Source organism: Leptolyngbya sp. GB1-A1, assembly GCF_039962475.1.
Lineage (GTDB): Bacteria > Cyanobacteriota > Cyanobacteriia > Elainellales > Elainellaceae > Leptolyngbya_A.
Genome location: NZ_JAMPLI010000008.1, coordinates 62,082 through 88,894 on the forward strand (window position 1 = coordinate 62,082; position 26,813 = coordinate 88,894).

General features: G+C 43.6%; 22 protein-coding genes. All 22 read right to left on the reverse strand.

What is annotated here, in order from left to right:
* Window positions 1-40: 40 nt before the first annotated feature.
* A complete protein-coding gene (locus tag NDI45_RS10875) occupies window positions 41-973 on the reverse strand; it encodes a hypothetical protein (RefSeq protein WP_348247316.1) in 933 nt (310 codons plus the stop codon).
* A gap of 316 nt (window positions 974-1,289) precedes the next feature.
* Window positions 1,290-2,297 carry a glycosyltransferase family 2 protein gene (locus tag NDI45_RS10880; RefSeq protein WP_348247317.1) on the reverse strand — a complete coding sequence of 336 codons (1,008 nt, stop codon included), beginning with the start codon at window positions 2,295-2,297 and terminating at the stop codon, window positions 1,290-1,292.
* Between the two features lie 179 nt (window positions 2,298-2,476).
* Window positions 2,477-3,685, reverse strand: a complete 1,209-nt coding sequence (locus tag NDI45_RS10885) for a glycosyltransferase family 4 protein (RefSeq protein WP_348247318.1) — start codon at window positions 3,683-3,685, stop codon at window positions 2,477-2,479.
* A 369-nt stretch (window positions 3,686-4,054) separates the two neighbouring features.
* Window positions 4,055-5,218 (reverse strand): glycosyltransferase, encoded by a 1,164-nt coding sequence (locus NDI45_RS10890; protein ID WP_348247319.1) that lies wholly within the window; start codon window positions 5,216-5,218, stop codon window positions 4,055-4,057.
* A complete protein-coding gene (locus NDI45_RS10895) occupies window positions 5,218-6,567 on the reverse strand; it encodes a glycosyltransferase (protein WP_348247320.1) in 1,350 nt (449 codons plus the stop codon). The genes NDI45_RS10890 and NDI45_RS10895 overlap by 1 nt, the downstream gene beginning before the upstream one ends.
* Before the next feature lie 57 nt (window positions 6,568-6,624).
* Window positions 6,625-7,977 carry a glycosyltransferase gene (locus NDI45_RS10900; protein ID WP_348247321.1) on the reverse strand — a complete coding sequence of 451 codons (1,353 nt, stop codon included), beginning with the start codon at window positions 7,975-7,977 and terminating at the stop codon, window positions 6,625-6,627.
* Between the two features lie 91 nt (window positions 7,978-8,068).
* On the reverse strand, window positions 8,069-9,076 hold the full coding sequence (locus NDI45_RS10905) for a glycosyltransferase family A protein (RefSeq protein ID WP_348247322.1): 1,008 nt from the start codon (window positions 9,074-9,076) through the stop codon (window positions 8,069-8,071).
* 20 nt (window positions 9,077-9,096) lie between these two features.
* The gene (locus tag NDI45_RS10910) at window positions 9,097-10,239 is read right to left on the reverse strand and encodes a glycosyltransferase family 4 protein (protein ID WP_348247323.1); all 1,143 of its coding nucleotides are present in this window, start codon (window positions 10,237-10,239) and stop codon (window positions 9,097-9,099) included.
* Between the two features lie 281 nt (window positions 10,240-10,520).
* Entirely contained in the window at window positions 10,521-11,414 is an 894-nt protein-coding gene (locus NDI45_RS10915; RefSeq protein ID WP_348247324.1) for a glycosyltransferase family 2 protein, read from the reverse strand.
* Window positions 11,415-11,740: 326 nt separating this feature from the next.
* Window positions 11,741-12,964 (reverse strand): glycosyltransferase family 4 protein, encoded by a 1,224-nt coding sequence (locus NDI45_RS10920; RefSeq protein ID WP_348247325.1) that lies wholly within the window; start codon window positions 12,962-12,964, stop codon window positions 11,741-11,743.
* 42 nt (window positions 12,965-13,006) lie between these two features.
* Window positions 13,007-13,960, reverse strand: coding sequence for a glycosyltransferase family 2 protein (locus tag NDI45_RS10925; protein ID WP_348247326.1), 954 nt, complete (start codon window positions 13,958-13,960; stop codon window positions 13,007-13,009).
* An 81-nt stretch (window positions 13,961-14,041) separates the two neighbouring features.
* Window positions 14,042-14,941 carry a hypothetical protein gene (locus tag NDI45_RS10930; protein ID WP_348247327.1) on the reverse strand — a complete coding sequence of 300 codons (900 nt, stop codon included), beginning with the start codon at window positions 14,939-14,941 and terminating at the stop codon, window positions 14,042-14,044.
* 284 nt (window positions 14,942-15,225) lie between these two features.
* Window positions 15,226-16,515 (reverse strand): ABC transporter ATP-binding protein, encoded by a 1,290-nt coding sequence (locus NDI45_RS10935; protein ID WP_348247328.1) that lies wholly within the window; start codon window positions 16,513-16,515, stop codon window positions 15,226-15,228.
* A gap of 54 nt (window positions 16,516-16,569) precedes the next feature.
* Window positions 16,570-17,409, reverse strand: coding sequence for an ABC transporter permease (locus NDI45_RS10940; protein ID WP_348247329.1), 840 nt, complete (start codon window positions 17,407-17,409; stop codon window positions 16,570-16,572).
* Between the two features lie 182 nt (window positions 17,410-17,591).
* Window positions 17,592-18,536 carry a GDP-mannose 4,6-dehydratase gene (locus tag NDI45_RS10945; RefSeq protein WP_348247330.1) on the reverse strand — a complete coding sequence of 315 codons (945 nt, stop codon included), beginning with the start codon at window positions 18,534-18,536 and terminating at the stop codon, window positions 17,592-17,594.
* Window positions 18,537-18,855: 319 nt separating this feature from the next.
* Complete coding sequence (locus tag NDI45_RS10950; RefSeq protein WP_348247331.1) at window positions 18,856-19,284, reverse strand: hypothetical protein; 429 nt, start codon at window positions 19,282-19,284, stop codon at window positions 18,856-18,858.
* Window positions 19,285-19,853: 569 nt separating this feature from the next.
* Window positions 19,854-20,765 carry a cyanoexosortase C gene (gene crtC / locus NDI45_RS10955; protein WP_348247332.1) on the reverse strand — a complete coding sequence of 304 codons (912 nt, stop codon included), beginning with the start codon at window positions 20,763-20,765 and terminating at the stop codon, window positions 19,854-19,856.
* A gap of 52 nt (window positions 20,766-20,817) precedes the next feature.
* Window positions 20,818-21,432, reverse strand: a complete 615-nt coding sequence (locus NDI45_RS10960; protein ID WP_348247333.1) for a hypothetical protein — start codon at window positions 21,430-21,432, stop codon at window positions 20,818-20,820.
* A 346-nt stretch (window positions 21,433-21,778) separates the two neighbouring features.
* Window positions 21,779-22,435 carry a PTPA-CTERM sorting domain-containing protein gene (locus NDI45_RS10965; protein WP_348247334.1) on the reverse strand — a complete coding sequence of 219 codons (657 nt, stop codon included), beginning with the start codon at window positions 22,433-22,435 and terminating at the stop codon, window positions 21,779-21,781.
* Window positions 22,436-22,983: 548 nt separating this feature from the next.
* Entirely contained in the window at window positions 22,984-23,556 is a 573-nt protein-coding gene (locus NDI45_RS10970) for a PTPA-CTERM sorting domain-containing protein (RefSeq protein ID WP_348247335.1), read from the reverse strand.
* 512 nt (window positions 23,557-24,068) lie between these two features.
* Window positions 24,069-25,373: a glycosyltransferase family 4 protein gene (locus NDI45_RS10975; RefSeq protein ID WP_348247336.1), complete on the reverse strand. Its 1,305-nt coding sequence runs from the start codon at window positions 25,371-25,373 to the stop codon at window positions 24,069-24,071.
* 149 nt (window positions 25,374-25,522) lie between these two features.
* The gene (locus tag NDI45_RS10980) at window positions 25,523-26,542 is read right to left on the reverse strand and encodes an MraY family glycosyltransferase (RefSeq protein WP_348247337.1); all 1,020 of its coding nucleotides are present in this window, start codon (window positions 26,540-26,542) and stop codon (window positions 25,523-25,525) included.
* Between the last annotated feature and the right edge of the window lie 271 nt (window positions 26,543-26,813).

Here is a 26,813-nt window from a genome sequence, read left to right on the forward strand (position 1 = left end):
CCTCGACTTCTTATCTATTAGCTATTACACAAAGGCGGCCTTATGCTACGCTCTTCAACTGTTTAAGAACCATTGATTGCCCTACACTTCTCATAGCTATTCTAATTTCGCTGAGATAGTGTCCGCAATAGTGAATCAATGCAGCCTGCTTTTCGTCAAGTGATCGACCCATATTATATTCTTTGGGAAAAACCTCAACCTCTCTACGACTTGCAAGTGCTGCTATAATTGTTTGTTCAGCAAAGAAATCCTTTGAAGGAAATACTGGCAGTGACAACCATTTCTCTACAAGATTTAAGTTCAGTGTCTCACGTGAGATTAGGACAAGACCCGTGTTAAGGTGTGGAACTATATCTACACCCAAATTATTCCTAATTGCCTCGCTAGAAAGGGAGTAGGCGTAGCTTGCAGGATCTTTTCCAAATACATCTGTTGCCTCAGACGAGATAGCTAGTTCATGCAAATAGTCTAAAGAACGGAAAGACAAACAGTCTGTGTCTAGAAGAATCATTCTTTCAGCATGAGCTATATAAAATACGTCGATTAATTTTGTGGCGTACACGTTAAGCTTTCTAAGATTCAAGCAATGGTAAAGATTGCTCTGTTTTAATTTTGGTTCAACAATTTCATCGCGTTCTTGCCTAGATAAAACTATTGCGCCAGGGAGGTGTTTTTGAATTCTGCCAATAATTTTTTCTGTAACTGTGCCATCTGCATGAATGAAAAGAGAGACCGGAGCAGGGTAATGTAATATGAATGATTTTATTGCATAAAGTAAATCCACATAATGCTTCGCGCCAGTCAGCATATGAACCTCAGTTGAACCCGGTGTTCCTGGCTCAACTACCTGCACGTAAGGAGTAGATTCAATGTCAATTCCCCTCCTCCACCGATAATAGTAGTGTGGAAGTAGATACTTGATCTGACCGCTCTGAATGCTACGTGCTATTGTCGATAGTTTTGGAACTTTCATGATCTATCTTTACCTAGAGGGCTTCTTAGTAAGTTTTGGCGTAATTGTCCCAACGATAACTCAAAGCTCTCTTCCTTGCAGCAGTCGCCATCCTTCTACGCAGTTCTCGATCTTCCACTAGTTCCTGAATTCGATTTCTAAGAGGCTGTTTTAAAGGTCACTATTGCCTTGGAACAGCCCCCTAGTTCCCCAATTCTGAGGGGAACCGAGCCGAACAAGGGTTCTGAAGTTCCCCAAACTTAGGGAATTTAAGGGACAATGCAGAATCTTTAAGACTTTTCAAACATTCTCTAAGTACTGTTTAGCACAATTGCTTTTATGATTTAATATTGTGCTTCTTCAATTTCAGAAGCGCGAGACGCAATTTTTCTCTTACTTGAGCAATACTGGAAGCAATACCATATCCAAAATTATTGGAATTTACCATTGAATAAAGTAGATAACTTCTAGTAGTAAATGAGGAAGATTTGAGGTATGGGTATTTATCAATTGATGCGTTAATAAAGGGCAGCCAGCTATATACATAGTCCCGTCTTCCACTCCATAAATCATGTAGGAAAGCAGTGATAATAAATTTGAATAAACAGGCTCGATAATCTAGTAGAAGTTTTGATGGTACTTCGATCGCTCCAGATTCCAATAGCTCCCACCATCTCACTAAATCTTCTTCTCTTTTACGATACACATCAGATTGAAAAGTGGATTCAGAGTGAATTCTATAAGCTGATATAATTTCAGAATTAATCTTTGCTTTGGTTAACCACCCTACTCTTATAAAAAATTCAACATCTAAAATTATGTTTAAGTCTTCCCTGAAAGGATTCTGTAATATAAATTCTTTCTTTCCGAGCATTCCTGAGCAACCAGGCAAGAAGCCTTTCATCGTACGATAGAGGTAATCCTCACCCTCCATAGGTAGATTTTCTTCTATATAGTTAACACGAACAACAGCCCCAGACTTAGAGATCAAGTTTGTTCTGCCAAAAGCAATTTCAAGGACATCATTACTACAGATCATTCCTTTAAAGGTTCTGACGGCTTCAGGATAGAGAAGATCATCTTGATGAAGTACGATAATATAATCGCAGGTACCATGAAAAAAAACGGCATTCCAAGCCGCACCTATACTATCAATTGAGTTGTCCTCAACGATTCTAATAAGTGGCAAAAAGCTGCGAGCTATATCATAACTTGCATCTGTAGAATTGTTAATAACTAAAAGAATTTCGTCTGCAATCTCAGTTTGATTTAATGCGCTTTCTATTGCTTCACGAATGTACTTTTCACCATTCCTAACTGGAATTCCGATACCTATGCGGCTCATATAATTCCTGTTATTGTTTAAGATAAAAAACCGCAAATGAAATCTCTTAAAATAGCTATCAATAATTGTTTTTTCTCACAAGATTTTCATAAGGAATAATTTAGTTTAGAAAAAACTACGGGCAACTTTGAGACGGTTCTTGAAGGCAAAATTAAATTTTTCCATTTCTTGAATTGGAGCTAATTTAATGTTGCTTTCAATAGTTCCTCAGAGTACCTATTCCATGTATGCTCATAAGCCCGTTTTCTTGCAGCAATCGCCATTCTTTCACGCAGTTCTCGATCTTCAACCAACTCTTGAATTCGGCTTGCAAGAGTTTCTGGGTCCTGCTCTGGTACAATAAAACCCTCAATTCCGTTACGGACAACTGAACCCGCAGCCTTTGTGGTAATTATAGGTACTCTAGCTGCAAGAGCTTCATAGATAACTTCAGCAGAGCCTTCTGCTTGGCTTGGCAAAACAAAAATGTCTGCTTGCGCATATTCATTTTGAATTTCGGTGCGAGGCACCCGCCCTAAAAAAGTCAGATGTTGCGTCAGGGGATGTTGACGGACTATATCTGAAACGCCGCCCGCTACTCGAAACTCATATCCTAAATGACGAAGTTTCTGTGCTGCTATCCCTAATATATGAATGCCTTTTCGAAGATCGGCAGTACCAACAAATAAGATGCGTTTTTCAATTGGTTGATTTTGTAGAGTGAACCAGGAATCTCCAACTGCATAGGGAACTAGCGCACAACGTTCAGAAGAAACACCAAATTGCATCATGCCCTCACGGACAAATTCCGAAGGCACAATGAAGCGATCGGCAAGTTGGCAAAGCTCCTCCAGCCATTCGTAATCCCGCTCGATGATCTCGGAGGGTATCATCGGCTCCAAATCCGGAAACTGTTCTCTCTGCTGCTGCACAATCTGATGGGTTTGAGGAGCAATGTATACCTCAGAAATAATTTTTAGCCCTCTGTCCTTTGCAAATTTGAGAAAAGCAAGACCTTCACCAAACATAGAGTATACATGGGTAGCCTTTCCCAATCCTGCCTGAGACATGGCTTGGCTAAACTCAAGATCAAACTGTCTGAGAGCTTGATACGACTTGAAATCGTTGGATCTAGCGAGATACGATCGAGCCAAAAAACGCAATGCTGCCCTATCGAAAGTACAAACCTTGCCTTCAAGCTGCACTGGAACTTGACGACTAATCAGCCGCTGAATTGCTGGCTTCCTCAGAGTTTTAGGACAGAACTTTTGCAGCAGTCCTCCCAATCCAGCACTTCCGCAAAGATCAGTATAGAAAGCCTCTAACAGCCCAGCTTCTGCAAGGATAGCGGGTACTACATAATTACGTCGTGCTCCAACTTGAACACTAATGAAGCGACTTGAATTCATAGAGCAGAAGTGAATTTTAAGGATAAATAGCAAGCTTAGTTAAGTCTTGTAGAAATCTGTAGTGATCCTGTGCGGGGAACCTTGATAGGAATTTGAAACCGTGCATCAACTCCATACGGCACTACAACATATCGAGATGCAGGATGATCGCATTTGTGAATACCCTTTCGGACAAACTTAGAACCACAAAGAATTACAGCAGCCTGTTCCTATTCCTGCTGTTTCCGTTCGATGTATTGGCTTCGGCAAGTGTCATAGGGTAAAGGCTCCTCCCAACCTCAATGCAGTTCCTGCTCCTCTTGCAGAAGTTGGTATTCGAGAACAACGAGAATCCGGTTTGAGGTCAGCATGAAATCAGGCGCTTGATACTTAGACAAGCTGCTGCAAATAATTTAACCAAGCATTCTTCAAAACACTATAGGAATATCGCTCTAAATAAAACTGCTGCAATTCCTCCTGATTTATTTTACCCATTGCCAGTTTTTGTGCCATTTGATTGACAGCAGTGACAAATGCTCTCGTTTCCTGAGACCCGTCTTTAGGAATTGTGTATTCGATTGCCTGATCTGTCTCCCAGGGTTCTGGCGGCACTACAATTACATTCGGATTGCCCACACCATAATCAGGAATACCACCCGTCCCGTAGGCAACGAACGGAACGCCACATGCCATAGATTCTAGTAGAACCAACGGTGCCCCTTCTGGTCCAACAGTTGGAAGCAGAGTTAAGTCATAGCTACTCAGCAGATCAACATATGCCTGTCCTTCGGGGTAGCGTCCAAAACATTTGACACGATCGCCAATTCCTCGTTCTGCAATGTAGGTCTGAATTAGCTCTTCTTCTGGTCCCGTTCCGTGAATATGCAGTTCTCCTAGAACATTCTGGAGGTGGTCCCATTGTTGAACTAACCAAAATGCCTTTTTCCAGGGAATAAGACGACTAAACAAAGCAGCTTTTGCTGTGCCCAGATCAACCCTCTTTCGTACGGGCTGAGGGAGGACTGCCGTGAATTCCAAGGGCTCTGGAATTGCGGGTAGAGTGGGAATTGCCTTTTGCCATCTAAAATTGCGGGCAAAGTTCTGGCCAACTGGGGTTGCTTGTGCCACGACTTCATCAAATAGCCGACAAACTGACCAACGGGGATCACGCCAGCTTCCGGCAGTACCCGCCATGACTTCGTGGAAGATACAGTGTGTCTTTTGGGGCAGCACTAATGGCAACAGGCTGAACCGCCAACTTGTACCAGCTCCCAGATATACATCAGGATCAAATTGTTTAACGGCTCTGATCAGGGATAGTATTTGTTGAGCATTGCGCTGTACCGAATTTGCAGCAGCTATCTTTTGTCGAGTGACATAGATCCCAATTCCATTGTGACTGGCTTCTTCCCAGGTCAGCCCAGCTTTATCGGGTGGTTGCGGGGTGATAATCAGAACTTGATGACCACCATCAACTATCGCCTTAGCTAGCCAGCGCAAGTGGCTTTGAATTCCGCCCTGACCCGCGATCGTACCAAATAGAAGAATATTCATTACGGCTTTTTGTGTATCTGGTTTAATGTTCTATAAAGCTGAAACACGTCAGTTGCCTCATCAATGGGACGGCGGATAGTAGCAGCATCGAACGAGAGCTTGGCGTAAGATTTAGGTGTTCTAATCAGGTTAGATAGGGTTTCTTTTAATGTGGCAACGGTGTTATTTGAATAGAGCCAACCATTGACACCGTGCTGAATCATTTCAGGAAAGCTGCCGTAATCAGGGGCAATAATTGGCGTTTGTCGCTCGACTCCTTCTAAAACGGCATTCGGTAAATTATCCGTCCAACGACTAGGAGCAATTTGGAAATGAATGCTTCGATGAGCTGCGTCGATCGAGCTAGGATCTCGCCCATCAAATTGGCTCAAAGTAATCCAGTCTAAGCTAGCAATCTGCTGCTGCATGATTTGCCCAAAGCCAGAGGGATGGGGACTGGCATAGACTATAAGGCGAAAGGGGTTGGGTTCTTGCTGTCTTAACTGTTTTAATGCTTCAATCAGCAAATCCAGTCCTTTATCAAACGTTAGTTTACCTACGAAGCCGAAGACAATTTTTTCTGATAGGGGAGGGCGATCGTCAAGGGTTAATTTTGTCCCAGCTTGAGTACCATAGGGGATATGGTGAACTTTATGCTTAGCAAGACCATTCTCAATGAAAAACTGCCCTAATACTTTTGAGGGTGCAATCAAAGCATCTACCCGCTGAAAATCTTGCTCTAGTGCTGCAAGACGAGTCTCAGTCATTATTCGCTTCTCTTGGGCAGGGTGAGCTAGCTGTGTAAGTTGATTAGGCAGTGATTTTGTCACAGCAGCAGGCAAGGATGTAGAGGCTAACATCAGTTTAAGAGCCAGTGCTTTCAATAGATGGCGATGGTCGTAGAAGCACTGGAGACAAGAACTGGCGTTTTTAGGACCAGCACATTGGGCAGATTGACGGGTGAGCAGGTGAGACGTAGCGCAGATCCAAGCATAATCCAGAGCAGTGGCTATTACCTGATAGCTGGTTTTTTCCAAGGCTGATAGCCAACTCCCCAGGTATTCTTTGGGTTCAAGCAGATGGAAGATGCCGTCCTGTTCAGGAAGTTGATGCAGAATGGTACGGATTTGGGACACAACAACTGGGTCATGCCAAGCTTGTAGGGGTGGCAGCGATACTGCTGCAATTTTGCCGAATTCACAGTTTACCCATTTAATCGCTGTTGTCCCTGATGTCCCAGTGTTCCAGCTTAAAATGTGCAGTGGACAACCCAAATGATGTAAGCCCACGAGCAAATTACGAGCACTCTGGGAACCACCATTAATGACGGTGTCACTGCTGAAAAAGTTTTGAACGACAACGTATGGCATGGGTGCGTTCGTTAATCTGCAACGATGGGCTTATTTAGAAAGAGCAATTGTTAGTGCTTAAAACTTGGCGGGTGCACGGTCTAAGAGCTGGTTATAGAGGGTTGAAACATCCTGAGCTTCAGCGATTGGATACCGCTGACTGGGATGTTCATAGTTAAGAGCTAAAAACTTCTCTGGATTGTGTACAATTTCAGCTAGCAGCGCCTCAAATTGATCCGATGAGTTGTAGAGCCAACCGTTGGTGCCATGAATAATCATTTCTGGAAAGCTTCCGTAATTGGGAGCAATCACAGGTGTATTCCTCTCTATGCCTTCCAAAACAGCGTTGGGTAGATTGTCGGTCCAACGGCTAGGAGCGACCTGAAAGTGAATTTGCCGATGGGCTGCATCAATCGACTGTGGATTGCGTCCATCAAATTGGCCAATTGAAATCCAAGCATTAGTTTGAATTTTCTTCATAATTTGATGTTCAAAGCCAGTTTTGGCTTTCAGACTTGAGAAAACTACTAGCCGAAATTTGCTCGCTGTTTTCCGTCGTAGTTTGGCTAACGTGTCAATTAAAATATCAATTCCTTTATCAAAAGACATTCGACCAATAAAGCCAAACACAACCGCCTCATGTAACGGTGGGCGATCCTTTACAGAAAGTCTTTGTCCTGATTGAGTGCCGTAGGGAATATGCACTATCTTTTCCCGAGCTAAACCGTTGTTAATCAAGATTTCACCTAAAGCTAGGGAAGGGGCGATCACAGCATCAACTTGATTGAATTCTTGCCGGAATGTAGCGAGACGGGTGTCAACAATCTGACGGCGGATTTCGATTTGTTGAATGTCTTGGCTGATTTTTGCAGGAACAAACCAGAGGAGCGAATCGGGCAGAGTGCTGGCAAATAACATGCCTTTTAGGACAGCGGCTTTTAGAGGCTCGCGATGGTCATAACTACAAGCTAGGCAGGCATCTACAGTTTGCGGTCCAGAGCACTGTTTACCTTGCCGGGTGATCAGCCAGGAAAGGTTACAAAGCCAGTGATAGTCAAGTGCTGTGAATACTACTTTAAACGCTGTAGATTTTAAGGCGGCTAGCCAACATCCCAGGTATCCATACGCTTCTACGATGTGAAAGATACCCTGTGAATCAGGCAGGGAATCAATTAAGTTGCGGAAAAACTGGACGCAGTTGGGATCACGCCAGGATTTAACAATAGGAAGATTTACAGAAAGATAGGGGCCGAGCTCACAGGTTTGTATTTGAGCAAAGGAAGTTGATCGATGAGCAGGTTCTATCTCTGATTGGCAGTCGATAATGGTAAACTCAATTCCGAGTTCACGTAGGCCAACCAACAAGTTTCTAGCCGAGTTATTTTTAAATCCTGTTGGTGTAACTAAGCCTTCAACAACGATATAGATCATGTTGCCTACTCCTTTGCTAAACGCTATAGCAATGTCGAATTGTTAGGATTAAGAATTTTCCAGATCAGAGAAAGGTCCCTTCAATCCCTTTTTACGAGTTATTTAGACCTGTTATATAGTTAGTTGAATGTTGAACCCATTCTTTGGCATGGCGCACCAGCTTCTTAGAGAAAAGATTATTAAACTGCTTGACTAACCGTGGTTCAACTAGGGGATCAATGGTTTTAAAGAGTTGATAGAAGCTTGTATCTTCTTTAAAGTTTAGGCACTTACGAATGGCAAAAATCAGAATTAGCCAATCACGGATTAATTTATTTTTTACAATCTCTACGGCTTCTTCAGGCAATTCAAGCCGTTCGTTTAAGAATGAGAGAATTTGCATTCTTTCCTTTAAATAGAGCATGCTGCGATCGGCTTTTGCTCTGACGGATTGCGTATGGATACGATAGTAATTGAGTTCTTCTGCAGTGAAGGCGATATCTGTTTGAAGGAGTAGCTGAACCCAGGTGTGCCAATCACCACAAAGAAACATGGATTCGTTTGCATAGCCGATCTGTTCAAATAAATGAGTACGCGTCAAGGCTGCGCTGGCATTAGGAATTGTATTTTTGATTAACAAGTAGTTTTGGCACTCTTCCTTCCCACTATTGTAGAAATCTTGTCGCCACCGGATTGGACTTAGATCATCTGTCCACCAGTGCATCGTACCTTTGAGTTGATTGGTTGAGTCGATCTGGCGAGATTGGCAGTAGGCTACCCCAGCGGCGGGATGGGTATCTAAAAGGGTAACTAAGGTTTCCAAGAACCGAGGGTCAGCAGCATCATCAGATTCAGCAATCCAGATATACTCGCCGTTGGCCTGTTTAATGCCTTTATTCCATTGCTTGAAAGGGGAACCACTATTGGTTTCGTTATAGATGGCGCGGATGCGAGAATTGTTTAAAAATTGGGAAAAGACTTCGTTGCTGTGATCTGTAGAAGCATCATCAAGATAAATCAGTTCAAAGTCTTGGTACGTCTGGTTAAGAATGCTCTGAATGCGCTGTTCCAGATATAATGCATGATTGTAGTTAGGAACAATGACGCTGACTTTAGGCATAATCGAGGAGGTAGGAACCTTTACTGGTAAAACCGTTGAATGATCTGGGTCAGTTGAGAAGCTGCGGTTGAAATATCATGGCGCTCTCTAACTTTCTGTGCTGCTCGTTGCCCAAAACGTTGACGTAATTCGGGAGATTCCAACAACAGATGAATTTTGTCGGCAGTGGTTTCAATGTCCAAATAAGGAATGACGAAGCCACAATCGTCTTCAACGAATTCCTTCTCACCCCCTGAGTTATCAAAACAGAGAATTGGTTTTTCTAGTAGGGCTGCCTCCAGGCATACTAAGGGATAGGGGTCTTCTCTAGAAAGTAGGGCGAATACATCAAAGGCAGCGAAGTATTCCAAAGGATTCGGCTGGTTACCTAAAAAGCGGATTGAATGCTCCAGGTTTAATCGCTGGATGTCGTAGCGTAGTTCAAAATAGCGGAGATGCTCACCTTCATCTCCACCAATCCACATGAAGTAAATGGGTGCTTCCGGATATTTCCGACGAACTGATTGGGCAAGCTGAATAAAAAGATCGGGACTTTTTCGCCAGCCCAATGTTCCCGATGCGCCAACGACAAAAGCATTGTCAGGTAGATGTAGCTGGGCACGAATGGTATCCCGCTTGCTTAAAGCTATATTGGGTTTCAAGTTAGCAACGGGGACAAATCCGTAAACGGTGTCAATATGGGCTGGGGGAATAAGGTGGCGACTTACCAAGTTGTCTTTGACTGCGTTTGATGCGGTAATGTAATGAGTGGTAAGTGATTTTGTTGTCGCAAACTGATCACCCGCCATTAGGTGAATAATGTATTCTAACTCATGCACGTGGCTGATGACAGGGCATTGCAGAAATGCCAGTTGATTCAGGATGTGATGATTGGTGATTGTGTTAGCGTAAATTAGCCCAATATCATCGCGTGCCAAGTATTGCTTGAGACGATACAGGCTGAGTCGATTTAAGACGGTTTGGGACAGGCGGTCTCTACGGTATTGCCTATAAACTGTAACTGGAGCAAGTTCGGCAAACTCTGCTTCTAGAGGACCACCTTTACCAAGGATAATTTTGAATGGAATGTTAGTGTTTTCCTTGAACCATCGCAAAAAGTTGAGGAGAAGGATGGGAGCACCTGTGCGAGAGGCATCATGGGAGATGAAGAGAACTTTTTTCATTGGCAACTGCCTTCTCTAGACATACATACAATTCTGAAACGATGAATCGTAAAGTTTATTTTATAAAGAGCTAGGTAACGTTAAGGAATACTGAAGTGAGACGACAAAGTTTTGAAGACTTGTTAATCATTGCAGGTGATCAATGGCTATCGTTTCGTCCTCACTGAATTAAATCTGGGGTCTGAAACATAGATTCAAGCCTTCTTCTAGGTATACAACCTCATTTAAGTCTCAAGATCAGCTAGCTCTTGATTTCTTGATTAACCTCCTGCCAAGCTCATTCATTTAAAGTTCCACTCCTTTAAAAGCAATTTTATGTATAAAACTATTAACCTTAAATCTTTTGAAGAAGTTTGCAAGCAATAAGTGAGCAGCTCTCTAGCTTGTGAATATCGTTGTTCTTGTGCATCTTTGTAAGCTAGAGTAATCCCAATCGTAGATATACTTTTCTTCGCCATTCGGGTAAGTTCATTAGATGGAGAAGAATGATTAAGATGATACTGGAGCGTTTGAATTATTTCCTTGCCAATTGCAGAGTAATTAGTTGAACATTTAGCATCATTGTGGAAACGATAGGATGAAAGAACTTGTTTGGTTGTGATAGGTGGGTTTTGGTTATTCATTTTTAGCCACAAAGCATAATCCATGGCATAGTAAAGCTTTTCATTGAGGGGACCTGAAACTTCCCACATTCTTCGTGTCCAAAACGTGGACTGCTGTGGAAACCAGTTATCAAACCAGTTGAGCATAGCTTGGTGCGTAATAGATCCAGGATCTCGCACGCTTATCAAAGACCCTTCACTATCTATAAGCTCACTGGCACCCACTAGCCAGCTAGCGTTAGATGATTCAGATAAAGCCTGAGCAACAAAATTTAGAGCACCGGGTTTGAGCATATCGTCAGAGTTAATCCAGCAAAGGATATCACCTGTTGCCTTTTCAAACCCTTTATTAATTGCATGGGATTGTCCTCGATCGGCTTCACTAACCCAATAGGTAATGTAAGAGTCATATTTTTTTATGACTTCTAAGCTTCCATCTGTACTTCCACCATCTATGATAATGTACTCTAGGTTTGGATACTCTTGTGATATAACAGAGCGAATTGTTGCCTCTATGAATTGACATTGATTGTAGCTTGGTGTAATCACGCTAATGCGTAAATTTCTTTTCAAACTATGTATATCCTGTAGCACGTTGTAGTTGATTTAGCCTCAAAAATAATAATTATTTTTAATAAACTGCTTCCCATGATGTCGATTACATAAGCAATAACGCTTTCATTGTTTACCTGCTCAAGTCTGTACAATAATTGTTGATTCTCTCTGTCATAGGAATCTCAATGTTCTCTCTAAAATTGAAGTTCAAGTTGGAGGACGGGAAGGTGCAGCTTTTGAGGATTGGGTGATTAGCCTAGAAAACTTAGTTAAACATATTGATGAATGCATAGTATTGACTTGTTCCTTGGCTTTGCTATTCCTAAGAACTTGACTTAGACTGGCTACGATTTGGCTAATACCTGCTGGTATAAGTCGATGTATCTTTTAGCCTGAGTTTCAAGAGCGTATTCTTTAAGAGCAATTTCACGGCAATTTTGGCTCATGCGATCGCGCAAGTCCTCATCTTCCAAGAGTTGAACAATGCCATTGCAAAAATCGTTGCTATCCTCAGGAGATGCTAAGTATCCGGTGACTCCTGGACGTACCAAATCAGGAACTCCCCCAATTTTGAACGATACCATTGGCGTGCCACAAGCCATGCTTTCCTGCAAAACTAGAGGGAGGTTATCAGCACGGGTAGGGAAGATAAACAGATCTGCCGCAGAATAGGCAATGGATTTGATGCGATCGCTACTAACATATCCCAGACTAATTACTGGGATTTCAAGTCCTTCAGCTAAGGATTCTCCAGAATTTCCAAAGACTAGCAATATAGTTTCCGCTTTGAGTGAATTAGGAAGAGATTGTAATGCACTGAATAGCAAGTCTCCCCCTTTACGAGAATCTTTAAGGCTCTCTGCCCCAAACATCAATACTTTTTTATTAAGAGGGATACCAAGAGCTGAACGACAAAGCAATCGATCAAGGGGTTGATAAGATTGCGTATCTACACCGTTGGGAATGTGGTGAATTGGAAATTGGTTCAGCATGCTCTGTTGAGCTTGCTCGGTTAACCAACGGCTCGGCGTAACAATAGTGAGATTAGAACGGCTATAAGCCCAGTTCTTTAGCTTCCACTCCAATTGAGTGCTATCTCGAGCAACAGCTGGATAGGTATCTGGATAAGGACAACGACCACAGCCAATTTTCCAGCGATCGCAGTCATAGCTATAAGCGCAATGCCCAGTAAAGCTCCACATATCATGGAGGGTAAAAACAGCAGGCTTTGTCTTTGCGAGTTTAGAAATAGCGAGATAGCTAAAATAACCAGTGTGTAAATTATGTAGATTGAGAAGATCTGCTTCTCGATAGAACAAATGTTTTGCAATATTAAAACTACCTAAATAGTTAAGATAGTTTAAACCGGACTTCCAAGCGAATTGAGAAAGTTTTGTTTCAAGGCGCGGTTTACGAGGAACAAGTGCAACTCGTTTGCTAGGAGTCTGAATATTGCCAACTAGCAATTTTGAATCAACTCCAGAATTTAGAAGAGCCTGATGCAGACGATATCCAGCAATTGCAGCTCCGCCATTAAGGTCTGATTGGTTGATGTGCAAAACGTTCATCAGTACTGATTCCTGCTAAATCACCGCTGCACTTTGATTTCACTATGCTCCTAAACCCACTTTTACTTTCTGCTTTAGTGAGGACAAGTGACGACGAAACTTCACCAGTGGCTTGTCTTGTTCCTTCATCTCTTTTCCACCAAAGATTTTGTCAAAGGAGTATTGATCGGCTTCTCGATGCCTTACTAAAAAAGGAGGATGGGTAATCCCCCAAATATCATCTGTGGGTAAATTTGCTCTTGGGTCATCACCAGAAGTGTGAGCAGCATCTAAACGATTAAATCCTAGATTGGAGATCATGTTTCGGTTAGGTTCAATGGCTAATCCTCCTTGAGACCAGCAGGCGTAAAGCCATTGAAAGTCCCAAGTATCTATAACTTGAGGATCTTCATACATCTGGTCAAACAGTTCGGTCCAGTATTGGAGTTCGTAGGAGTCATCACAGATGTACTGTAAAAACTTGCCTTGCTTGAATTGGGGCCAAGTTTTCATAGCATAGTCATAATGTTTCCAAGCTCGTCGCCAAGATGCCCAGCCCCAGGAATGGATGTATTTTGAGAAGTAGTAGCTATGTTCTGTCCTATTTTGGTTGTATGAGTTATCCCCACTAATATGCATCACCCGTTCATCATCACGATAATGCTCAAGCATTACTTCACAGAAACTGAAGAATGACGGTGTTGGTAAGGTATCGTCTTCCAGAAAGATTGCTTCTTCTACCTGGGAGAAGACCCAATCAAAACCACTTGCTTCACGGCGACCACAGCCTAGATTTATATCAGAGAAGTTAGTTAGGACGTCACAATCCCAATCTATTTTCTCAACAATCTTCCTAGTCTCTTCACACTTTTCAGCTTCACCTGGTCGATCTAACCGTGGACCGTCAGCAATGATGAATAGTTGTTTAGGCTTTGCCTTAGCAATTGCCGCGAAAACTTGCTTGGTTAAATCAGGACGATTGAAAATAAGAAAGCCGATAGGAGTAGAAAGTGTCATGAGTAAATTCTAACGATAGATTGTTAATTCTTAAACATTGAAAATTTTGCTTTATATTGATACCTATTAAAGATTTTATTCTTATAAAGCAAAAATTTTAGAAGGTTTAACGTACTTTTTCGCCGAATATGCGATCTTACTCCTCAATTGTTTCATGTAATACTTTATTACAGTGGTTTTATGGCTACAGTAGTTTTTCATTAAAGGCTTTGCTATTCCTTGAAAATGTAAAAGTTTAATTTGGATTTTCTCACCAGATTCGACACATTGACAAAACGGTACGCCACTAATCCAGTAAATCTTTTTAATTCCATACTGCGTTTCAAATCCATTTGGTTCATTGATATTGTGATCATAGATGGAATTGTCTAAGGTAATTGCTGTATTTCCAATAGAGCTACGTTCACTAAACCAATACTCTCGAAAAGCAGTCATGTCACAAGCTCCGCCATATCCATTACATTTCTCGAATTGAAATTTCATAATTTTCATCAAAGCTTCATCTAAATAAATGTTTTTAGTAAATTTGCAAAAGTCATCTAAAGTTTCAGACTGATTGATAAACATGCAATGGGGGCTAGGCGAATCGAAGCATGGCGGATAAGAGAGGGTAATATCAAACCTCTCGAATCTTTGCTTCTCTAATGAAATATTTGTGTACAACATTACATCAGAGTCAACGTAAAAACAGCTCTTGATGTTGTTTAACTTTAAAAACTCATTCAAAATAAACCATCTTTGAAAGCAAAACAATTCGAATTCATACGGATTTGTGTTGAAGTGTTGATAGATTTCTGAAAATTGCTGAGCTTCCTGAAGATAATCAGAAATTTTGTGATGATGAACAAAGCTATAGCGATCGTTGCTAGCATCACCGATTAAATGGATTTCAGAATCAGGATTCGTCCTTCTAGCCTGATCTAAACTAACTAACAAGTAATAGCTATTAGATTTATGAATAAAAACAATCGGTACAGACATTTTTAGGACACCTTAGAGAATGTTTAGAAATACGGAGGGAGTAGCAAAAGATTCAGGCAAACCTGCGTAACATCAGTCGAATCATCGCAATGTGAATGAGGGTTTCTGAAGAAGCAGGTAATAATGCTGTTGAATCATCTACTGGTACAATTAAGCCTCCTGAAATCTCGCCTAATTCAAAATTTTAGGAATACCTTGAATATCACTTGCAACTATCGGTAGTCCACAAGCCACTGCTTCTCCTCTTAGAAGGTGATTTTTAACTCTGAAAAGCATTTAATTGTTTAATAGTTTACAGTCGAAAGGCTAGAACTTGCTTTAGACCATTCAGCTCTAACTAAAATTTTGCAATGGCTGGGTAAACCTGGGCTTCCTGTACCAAAAAAATCTCCACCATCAACGTCTATAGATACGGCATCTTCAATATAGTCTAGTATTTCGTTATCTCCTATTGAAAGAAATAGCGCAATTCGGTATGTCCCATTAGCTAATGGTAAATCTTTTATCTTGCAATAGAAATGACCATCTCCAGGAGTTAAATGGAAAAGATCATTTGTAAATTTATTTTTCAACATCATTACTCTTGTGTTTCTCTCATCATGGAAGTCAATACTGAGGGTTATATTATTCAATATATTATCTAAAATATTTTTATATCCAACTTCAAAACAGTAGTCTTTACCAGACTGAAGTGCTGTTACTTCAACTCCATTCTCATCTAAGATTCTAAAACTCGAAAACTTTACTTTATTATTACCTTGACGATCTGTTCTTTTTTTCAATGGAACTTGATGTGCAATTATATGAGAACTTTCTAAATACGATTGAATTACTGCTTGAGGGCCACTATCTAGATACAATTGACCAGATTGTAGAAGAATTGCACGATTACATAAAGATTCAACAGCACTCATCTGATGGCTGACGAATAAAACAGTTCGCCCTTCTTTACCCACACTTTCCATCTTTCCGAGACACTTCCTTTGAAATTGAGCATCTCCCACTGCCAATACTTCGTCTACAATCAAAATTTCTGGCTCTAAATGCGCCGCCACTGCAAACGCCAGCCGCACGTACATTCCAGACGAATAATGCTTTACAGGCGTATCCAGAAACTTCTCAACCTCAGCAAATGCAACAATTTCATCAAACTTACGCTTGATCTCAACCTTGGTCATGCCCAAAATCGCCCCATTGAGGTAGATGTTTTCCCGTCCGGTTAGTTCTGGATGAAAGCCTGTTCCTACCTCTAGCAAACTAGCTACCCGCCCTTTAATCCGAATTCGACCAGTAGTGGGTTCAGTAATGCGGCTCAAAATCTTAAGCAACGTTGATTTTCCGGCTCCGTTGCGTCCGATAATGCCAACACACTCGCCCTGCTTAATCTCAAAGGACAGATCCTTCAGCGGCCAAAACTCTTCTTTGCTTGGCTGCTGCTTAACTCGTTTACGATTCCAAAGAGACTGTACGCCTTGGGTTAAGGTATCACGTAAGGTTGTGTAGTTTTTCTGCTGCTCGTGGCGAATTAGGTACTTCTTACCTAGATTCTCAACAACAATCACCGGATGAGTCATAAAATTTCTGCCAAACTGCAACTAATTGAAACGGAGGAGCGTTAGTAACAACGTCTAAATGACATCGGCAAATGTACGTTCAACCTTGCGAAAGTACCAAACTCCAGAAATTAGTAAAACAGCAACCAAAAAGAGGGAAAGCAAGAAACCAGGCATGTAAATACCAGAGCTGCCTCCTAGAATTGCCCATCGGAAGCCATCAATGACTCCCACCATTGGATTAAGAGAATACAGTAAACGCCACTGTTCTGGCACAATGCTGCTACTAAAGCCAACTGGAGAGATATAAAGCCCAAACTGCAATATGAACGGTACGATGTAGCGAAAATCACGATATTTGACATTCAACGCTGCCATCCATAGCCCAATTCCCATCGCAGCAGCAAACGCGATCACAATAAACAGTGGCAATGTGAACACTCGCCAGGTTGGAACATATTGGTAGTAGATCATTAAACCCAATAGCACTATGCCAGAGAGCAAAAAGTCTACAAAGCTCACAACCACGGCACTTAATGGTACTAATAACCGGGGAAAATATACCTTAGAGAGTAAGTGAGCGTTGCCAAGTAAGCTATTGCTACAATCCCCCAAAGATTGAGAAAAGAACTGCCAGGGCAACATAGCGGCAAATACCAGAATCGGGTAAGGCGCACCCTCAGATGGCAAATTGGCTAATCTCCCAAAAACAACGGTGAACACTAGCATGGTCATCACAGGACGAATCAAAGCCCAAGCGATACCAATAATCGTTTGCTTATAGCGCACTAAGATGTCGCGCCATGCTAAAAAATAGAGCAGCTCCCGATATCGCCAGAGATCACGCCAATATTGCCCCTCTGAATACCCAGCTTTAATGACTAGCTCTTGCTCAGAGTTACTTAGATTTACCATGAGATAGATATACGATTTCTAGAGCAACAAATTAATTTTTATATCCATAGATCGATTTCGCATTAACCGATGAAATCGTTCTTAATAGAAAAGGTGAGAAACGCTATGTCCTATCTTCCCTCAACCTATTTAGACTTGCTTTACCTAGAACGAACGCCAAGATCAGGTGAAAATGGCAAGCTTCATTCTGACATCATCATTTGTACTATTTCAGGCATCAAATATTGTGCCTGCCAACCCAATCTCACCTTTGCTTTAGCAGGATTGCCTCGCCCTTCCTGAATGTCTGTAGGTCGATACAAACTTTTGTCAATTACAACATGATTCTGCCAATTGCGCTGAACGCTAGCGAATGCAGCTTCTATAAATTGTTCCAGGCTGTAGGAGTGCCCTGTTGCAATCACAAAATCTTCTGGTTGTTCCTGTTGGAGCATTAAATACATTGCCTCTACATATTCAGGTGCCCAACCCCAATCCCGCTTGACTGCAATATTGCCTAGTACCAAAGTTTCCTGGCTGCCTGCTGCAATACGTTTTGCTGCAGCAATAATTTTTTGGGTTACAAATCGTTCGGGTCGTAGAGGAGATTCGTGGTTAAACAAAATTCCTGAGCAAGCGAACAAATGGTATGCTTCACGGTAGTTTGCCACCTGCCAAAAGGCAGTTGCCTTTGCGACAGCATAAGGACTACGGGGACTAAAGGGAGTATTCTCATCCGCAGCTTCATTACCGGTATCACCAAAACATTCACTGGAGCCTGCATTGTAGAAGCGAATGGGAGCTTCTAAAAATCGAATTGCTTCCAGCAAATTTAATGTTCCTGTTGCAATACTCTCCAAGGTTTCAACCGGCTGCTCAAACGACAACCCTACAGAACTTTGACCAGCCAGATTATAGACTTCGTCAGGCTGAATTTTACGCAGTACTTGAAGCACACTTCGAAAGTCGGTTAGCACCATTGACTCAAGCTTGACCTGATCACGGATACCCAACCGAGCAAGATTCCGAAATGAAGAAACCTGAGCATCTCGAGAAGTACCGCAGACAATGTACCCCTTTGACAGCAGCAATTTTGCTAAATAAGCTCCATCCTGTCCTGAGATGCCGCAAATTAACGCTTTTTTCATGCAATTAACTGTTTTATCCTAGTAGCTCAATAAAGCTGTCAATGCGCTGAAGCCTTCTAATAGAATCGAGTGTCTTATATCGTGTTTTAAAGGCATCTATTGCGAGACTGCACGCTTTGAGTTCCCCCTATCTCTCCTTTAAAAACTGGACTATAAGTGTTCGGTTTCCTCTCTTTAAAAGAGTGTAGAGGAGGAACAAAAGCTACCAAGGAATTGTTTTTTCACGCGATCGTCAATTCCAGCCTATCTGCTATAACCAGACGAAGAAGCCACGCCATCCCTATTCGTCTCGTCATGACCGGGGGGTGTTTCTCTGAAACTAACAAATCGCGGCAAAGTCCTTCATCCCATGATAACCAACTCGACGGGCGTGGCGGCGGGTGAACTCGCTTACTGAAGGATTGCCATCTGGATGGATAAGTCCTTCTGCCTGCTGCCAAAGATTAGCTGGAGCAACCTGAACCTTGTATTGTCGATCGCCCACCTTGCAGACGTGATACCATTTACGCTGCTGACACTGCTCGCACCAGAAAGCTTCCAACCATTCACTATCCAAGGGGACTGCTGTCCGACTAGCAATCAAAAGCAGCGATCGTTGTCGTCCCATACCCCGCTGCTGTAAATCCTGCGCGCGATCGGTGAACAGCCGATGCTTCTGGCTGACACTATCTAAATAACATCCGTGAATCGGACAGTAGATTGCCCGTCGCTGGGAGCGTTTTCGATTTCGGTCACACCTTCTCTGCAATTCGACCTCCCCTGACTAACAAAGAACAGAAGGTTACGGTGGAGGGACTGAGATCAAACGACCGTCAAAGCCCAACTCCAGATCAAAGTTGAGATATTGAGTTGTAGTTCACGAACTTTTGTTTCACTCTAAATAACTATTACACTGCGGTTCGAGCCTGTCGGGACGCTTTTGGGAATTCCCAGAAACTTTATAAGACAGCCTAATCATTAATAAAAACTACAAGATACACAAACAAGACCAGCATTCTGACCATTAGAAATCTTTACGATAGGAGCAGCGATTAATAACGCAAAATATTCTTAACAGAACAGTTTTAAGGAGAAAAACTTAGGAGGAAACTTTTGGGAAGCACTTCAGGGGCTATAGTAGCACGCGTCTATACTTATTAATTCTGCATGTCTTACGGCACCGCAGTTAGGACAAATGCCATTCGCTCCTAGAGATACTCAATCGAGTAGGGGCAAATGGCACTGACCTAAGTTGCTCTAGGGCATTGCTCAGTGAAAGCTTGGATTCACCTTCAAATATCTAAGCCTGAGCAGTGCTTATCCAATTACACCAACAATCTACTTGGCTAAACGTCGTGAGAACTTACCATTGTGGATTGCCATTATCACGTAATAGTAGATTGTAAACATGGTTCCAGAGAAAATCTGACCGCCCCAGAATCCGTGCAGAAACTCAAACACACTTTTACCCCAATAGGCTTCGGACATGGCTAACAGCATGATTCGAGGGATGTTGGCGAGCAATGCAAGGATAACTCCAATTGCTGTTATCAGTGCTATCTTGGTGGGTGATTCTCGCATTGCTACTCCCACTACTAAACTTGCGACTGCCATTACAGTTGCCATATTAAAACCACTGCAGCCCCAATCGACCATCACAGTTCCGCCTGGCAGTGCGATTGATACTGCATTAGGTTGCGACGCGGGTTGCCCAATTGCCCTCAAGCCAACTGTGCCGCTCCAAGCCATGATTCGCTCAAGCATTTCAGGGGGTGTAAAAGTTTTCCAAATTGTCTTAGCAACTAATGTCGGTTCTGGAAACAGCCCGATGACAATGAGAAAGATTGGAAGTGGGTAGCGTCGAAACACAGTCGTGCCCCAACTGCTTAAGGCAATTCCTACCAAGGTTTGCATCCAGATGACCTGAGAAATCCAGGGATTTGCAAATCCAAGAGGGAGTAGCCACGGACTAAGACCGATTAAAAAGTAGCCTAGCCAGCGATCACCTTCAGAAGGCTCTAAAGTTGTCAGTTCCTGCCGCTGCTGCCAAAAGCGAAACAGCCCTAAACCCAGAGCAATACCCGAAAGAACAGCACTAGAACCCTGCAAAACCTTCACTGCCATGTCTGCCAACCAGAGAGGCAAGCAGTAGGCAACCACCAGCAGCCCCAACGTCACCATACGGTGATGAGTGGTACTAATGCTCTTCTGAAACCAGCCTGCCGCTATCTGTGCGGTTTTCCCTTTCATAATTTGCCACCGCTTCTAAGGAGCTCCAATGGACTCATAGACCATTTCCTAATCAGCGTCCACGAACACTCAGTCCATACTTGCCTAGCCCAACTAGCCCTATCCCGATTGTAATCAGATTAATGATGCTGGTAATTCCTGTTTTCAGCACATTGGTTTGTGCGTTTTGCTTGGCGATCGTTGCCTGTCCTGAGAGGTTTTGAGAAGCCCGCTGCAGGTCTTCTGGGGTGATGTTTTGTCCCAGAGCTGCGGGGTTTGACTGGGCGCTGCGAATCTGGTTTTGAACCTGGGTTTCCTGGGCACTGATATTATTTACGGCAAGCTGACGCAGGCTGAGCGTATCTTTAACAACCAGTAAACAGGTAATCAGATAAATTCCGCCGAGAAACAGACAGAACAGTGAGAACTGCTTCAACCAGCGACGGCTATCAAAACTGCCCGCGATCGTCAGTGCGGCTCCAATTAATAGCACCAGACTCCGATCGCCAAACTGCTGCAAAAAGCCAACTCGCCATCCGGCATCTCCAAGTTGAGGCGGCAGAAACAGCACCAGCATATTCAGCGCAAAGCCAAACAGACAAACAAAGCCAACAATTTGACAGATGCCCATCATGCGATCAGGACGCGCAGCACCAGACATCGAAGACGGAGTAGAAGCAGAAGCCATAGGAAATTACCCAAAATAGAAATAAACGAGGAACACAAACCGATCAAAATCAAGCGATCGGGTTCAATGATTTAGATAAATCGCTTTTCGCTCCAGTGGGTTGAAAAGAGAAGAGAAAAGAAAACCAAAAAGTTGCTCAGGACAAGAAGTTTACTTTCCTCAATAGTTCTTCTTGACGGGGACTTACAGCCGTCTTTCAATCGATAAGCTCAATTCGAAGATTCTGTAAGTCCCTTAAAGCATGGAAAGGAATCGAGACAAGCATTTCAGCGAATAACTAAATGACTGGAGAATACAATCTTAATTGGTTCAATGCACGACCTGAACAAAGAAGACGATCGTACCCTTAAGCTTTTGCGTTAGCCGCTTCCTTCTCAGCCTTCTCACCCTTGCGCTTCCGCAGCATTGCTGCGCCAAAACCAAGAGCAGCAGGTAGGAGAGCTGGAGTCGGAACTGCGGTAATATCGGCGGAGAAGGAAGACCCCCTTAGCGAGAGTGCTCCGGCTTGAGTCGTTAGCTCTCCAAGACCGGGCAATCCAGGTGGGTTAAAGACGCCTTCGACAAGTGCTTCAAACGCCAATGTATCACCCGAACCCAATTGGAATAGATCAAAGCGAGTGAGATCAAATGCTCCTGGAGCACCCGTTGCTAGCCCAGTGATAAAGCTGGGGACAGAAGCTGTTGCCAGGCTCCATGTCGTTGCACTCGTCTGATTTAGGGTTAGATCCAAAAGTGCCAGCGGACCAGCACCAAAGACAGGATCACTTGTAAACGGTACTACAAACGCAGTACCAGAGGTTGTGTTAGCAAAGTCTCCAAAGTTAAACCGAATTTGACCTCCAGGCATGCTGTCTAAGCCGTTGCCAAGATCATCAATTCTGGCACCACCAGCAAAACTAAGCTGCTTACCTGCAAGCGAAACTGCTTCAGCGGGGCTAGCAATTGCCCCTGCAACAACCATTGCTACGATCGCCGAGCCGAAACGAACGAAGTTGAGATTCATGATTTTCACCTTCTATAATTAACAGGGAAATGACTTATAAACGACTCAAAGACTAGAATCGAGGATAAAAGAAGTAGATAAACCACTTCTATTCAAAGCAATGAAGACAATTTTGTGAAAATGCTTCTTGCCTTCTTCCAGGTGGAGCAACTGAGTTACTCGAAACTTATTAACTCACCCCGATCGTGGGAATTGCACCCGAAGGTAGAAACAAATACCTGATATCCTGGAGGAAACCACAAAGCGTTTATGATTTCCTTGCCTGAATTCTAATAACTTCTTCTGCCAAAATTCAGCAGCAAATTTTGAATTCACAGACTTTTCACGATTTAGCTGCATTATGTATTGGCTGATCGCGCTTTGCAGTTGAAATTGAGAATGAACAGCTAATTAAATCATTAGTAGAGCATTCTACATCCAACTCAGCTACTATCAGGAAGAATTCAAAAAATCGGGGCGAAAACTCCGGAATTTAATCCGCTAATGAACACAGATTTTACTGGTTCAATAGTGCGCCCCGATAGCTAAGCAGAAATAGCGATCGCAGCTTAAGCCTTTACGCCAGCCGCTTCCTTCTCAGCCTTTTCGCCCTTACGCTTCCGCAGCATTGCCGCACCGAAACCCAGAGCAGCAGGTACGAGAGCCGGAGTGGGAACAGCCTGGATTCCACCAGAGAAGGTTGTTCCAGTCTGCGTGGAAATCTGACCAATACCGGGCGTACCAGTACCAAACACCCCCGCGAAGGAGTAGAGACCCGTTGAAACCTGGGTTAAGGACGTTACTGTAAAATCAAAATCATTGTTGACAAAATCAAGCAGGAGCTGCGAGCCAACAAAGTTTTGAGGAATGTCCAAGATCGAGGCGAACTGAAAAGACACAGCAGCAAAAGAGCCAGTGCTTGCAGAAATGAGTGCTTCACCTGGTACGCCAAGAGTCGGAGTCTCAGGAGTAAGAGTAAAGAAGGGTCTGAAATCGATATCAGTTCCGACTTCGTCTCCGTTTCCAAAAAAATTCAGCGTACCCGTCAGGTTAACTGCTTGTGCTGGTTTTACGTCCAGTGCAATTCCGACTGCCGCTGCTGCACCAATGCCAATTGCAAGTGCTTTGAGAGAAAAGTTCATAGTTGAATCTACCTCAAGTGTGTGCTTGTAGAAAGGAAATTCGTTCAACAAAGTACGTGGGCTACCAATCGATTACTGCGCTTAGAGTGCAACCTGCTGATGTCAGTAGTTGTTGATCAACCGTTGATGAACTCAGCAGTTCGATATTGCCCTTAGGTAGACTAATGATTTTGATAGAAGATGGTGAATCAAACTGACCAAAACCTACCCTGGTTCCCGTGCTAAAAGAAGCTTTTGTGGCTTCTATTCAGGCTGACGATAGGGTTTTCGTCCCCAGGCTCGCTAGCACGAGAATGTAACTTAGTGGTAGCCAAAAATGCACCAAAGGTAGAAGCGATAATCCCTGAAAAGCCTGGAGGAAAATGACATCGCTTGATCATTTCCTAACCTGAATCTTAGTAATATCCCTGAGCCGATGACAATCCTCTGACGAATAGTTTACCGCAAGTTTATTTAGACAGAGGAGGATGGGTACTTGCATTACAGCAACGGCTTTCAGGGACATGCAGATGCTAAGCAGCCGCCCGGCGCAGCACCTTGAAATACTGTCTGGCGATCGCCTCGGGGGTAAAGGCTCTCTGCAAGTATGCTCGACCTGCCGCGCCCATGCCCTCTGCCTTAGGGCGATCATGCATCAAAAATCGGATGAAATGAGCCAGTCCTTGCCCATCACCATTTCTAAAGCTAGCACCACAGGCTGCTTCGGCAACAATCTGATTGAGATAAGAATACTGGGGACAGATGACCGCCAGTGGGCGACCCGAGGACAACGCCGAATACAGCTTACTAGGAGCAACTAGACTTTCCATGCCTTCTGCAACGCTCACTAGCGAGACATCGCAGGCTGTTAGCGAATAGGGTAGTACATCGCGATCCTGGTAGGGCAGAAACGTAAAGTTCCTTAGTCCGAGCTGCTGCACCTGTTGCATCAGTCCTTCCCGCTTCGCGCCTGCTCCAATACAGACAAATCGGACTGGCTCATTGCGCAGCTGAATGGCAGCTTCCAAAATGGTATCGACATCGTGACAACGTCCCATGTTGCCGGAATACAGCACTGTGAATGGCTCAATGAGCTGATGTTCCTGAGCAAACCAGTTTTCTTCCTTGGGCAGCGGCACAATCCAGTTGGGGTTTGCCCAGCTATGAATCACAGAAACTTTCGATTCTATTTCCGGGCAAATCTTGGTGATTCGGTCTTTCATTGCCGGACTCAGCACAATTACTCCCTTCGATCGCCGCCATACTTTCCGATTGGCCTCCTGCCAGCATCGAGCCAACCAGTGATCTGCCGAAATTACACCTAATTCAACCGCAATATCGGGATAGAGATCATAGATTAGACAAACATAAGAAATACCAAATAGCAAGCTGGCAAGATAACCCAGAATTGGCAAAAAAGGTGGTGCGCTAGTTAACAAAATAACGTTGTTTTGACGGCGCGGATTTAATAAGTAGAGGAAAGCGCGCATGCTAAATAGAACGCCATTGATCGCTTTACCGCGAATCCGATGAGGAAACAGCTGGGATGTGCGCGATCGCTTCACCTGAACCTGACCGATTGTTTCGCTCGCAGGGGCTTTCGCTGCCCGAAACGCATACCCCGGCTGTCCCGTGAAGACTTCCACCTCTGCTCCCTGCCGGTCAAGCTGTTTTGCCAGTTCTTCAATCAATTGCCCAGTCGGGGCATAGTCAGGTGGAAAGAATTGATTGACTAAGGAAATCTTGACGCGGGTTTTAGCCTCAACCAGTTCCGGAGAAGAGCTGATGAAGCTAGAGTCGATCTGGGGATTCTTTTTTAGCCAGTCGCTAATATTCATAAAAACGATTTGCTTTTTGCGTAGGGATCAGGTTAAGGATGATTGCCCTGCTGAGAACTACTCTGCAAACAACTGCTGTGTGAACAATTGCTGTGCAAAAAGATAGCGGCAAGAGATGGTGAGATGTACCCCGCAAAAAGGAACTGAGGCTAACTCTGTTGAGCCAGACTCCAGACACGCCAAGAGCTACATCCCAGCAGTCCTGTTGTGGCAATCACGACAAAAACACTGTTCGGAATGCCAGCTAGCGCGATCGCTAAACTTCCAGTCCATAACGCCAGGGTGTAGATGAATAGCACTGTGAACCGATGCGATAACCCAATTTTGAGTAGACGGTGATGTAGATGTCGCTTATCGGCAGCCATCGGCGACTGTCCATTTTTGAGCCGTGCCAGAATGACTGCAACCATGTCGAGAATCGGGACTGCCAAAATCAGGAACGGCAGAACGATCGCTGTAATTGTGGCACTCTTGACCAAACCAACAACGCTGATTCCTGCGATCGTAAAACCGATGAAATACGAGCCACCGTCACCCATAAAGATGTGAGCCGGATTGAAGTTGTAATACAGGAACCCGATCAAGCTTCCTGCCAAAGCAAGCATCACCAGGGCGACGGTCGGTTGCCCAGTAAACAGGCTCACGATCGCAACGGTGATTGATGCGATGCAGGAAACACCAGAGGCAAGACCATCTAACCCATCAATCCAGTTAATTGCGTTGACGACTCCTGCCAACCAGAGGATAGTGATTGGCAAGCTCAGCCATCCTAAATGGGTCAGACCGATACTCGGCAGCGTCAAAAAATCAATTCGGACACCTGCCAGCCAAACGCCGCTTGCTACAAAAACCTGCATCATCAGGCGCAATACGGGAGATAAGTTAACAAGGTCATCTGCCAAACCAATCAGGAAAAAAGCAAAACTGCCAAGCAGCACCCAAGCAACTTTGCTGGAAACGGCAGTAGAGAAAATGCTTTCACTTGCCAACAGTCCGACCACAGCCAGTGCCAGCATTGTACCAAGACAAATTGAAACTCCCCCCAAGCGAGCGATCGGACGCTGATGGACCTTTCGGGTTGAAGGTAAATCAAACTTGTGATGCTTAAGAGCAATCTGGTTGACGAGCGGGATGGAACTAACGACGAATGCGATAGCAGTTGATAGCACTATTAGGGAATGGCAGGTCAAGAGCATGGCGACCTTGGGTGCTCAGTGAACAATAAAGGAGATGCAGCAGATACTGCTTGTGGTGATGCACTGTAACACCGTATTCAAATACTTTTTCAGCAAAATGCATCAGGCTTAATTCTTAAGCCAGGGAACACTTATGAAAATAATCTGAAGAAATAAGCCTACAAAACAATTGAGTTACTTCGACCAAATTCAAACCGGATTTATGAAACCGGCTGGCAGACCCACCAAAGAAACCAGAGAGGCT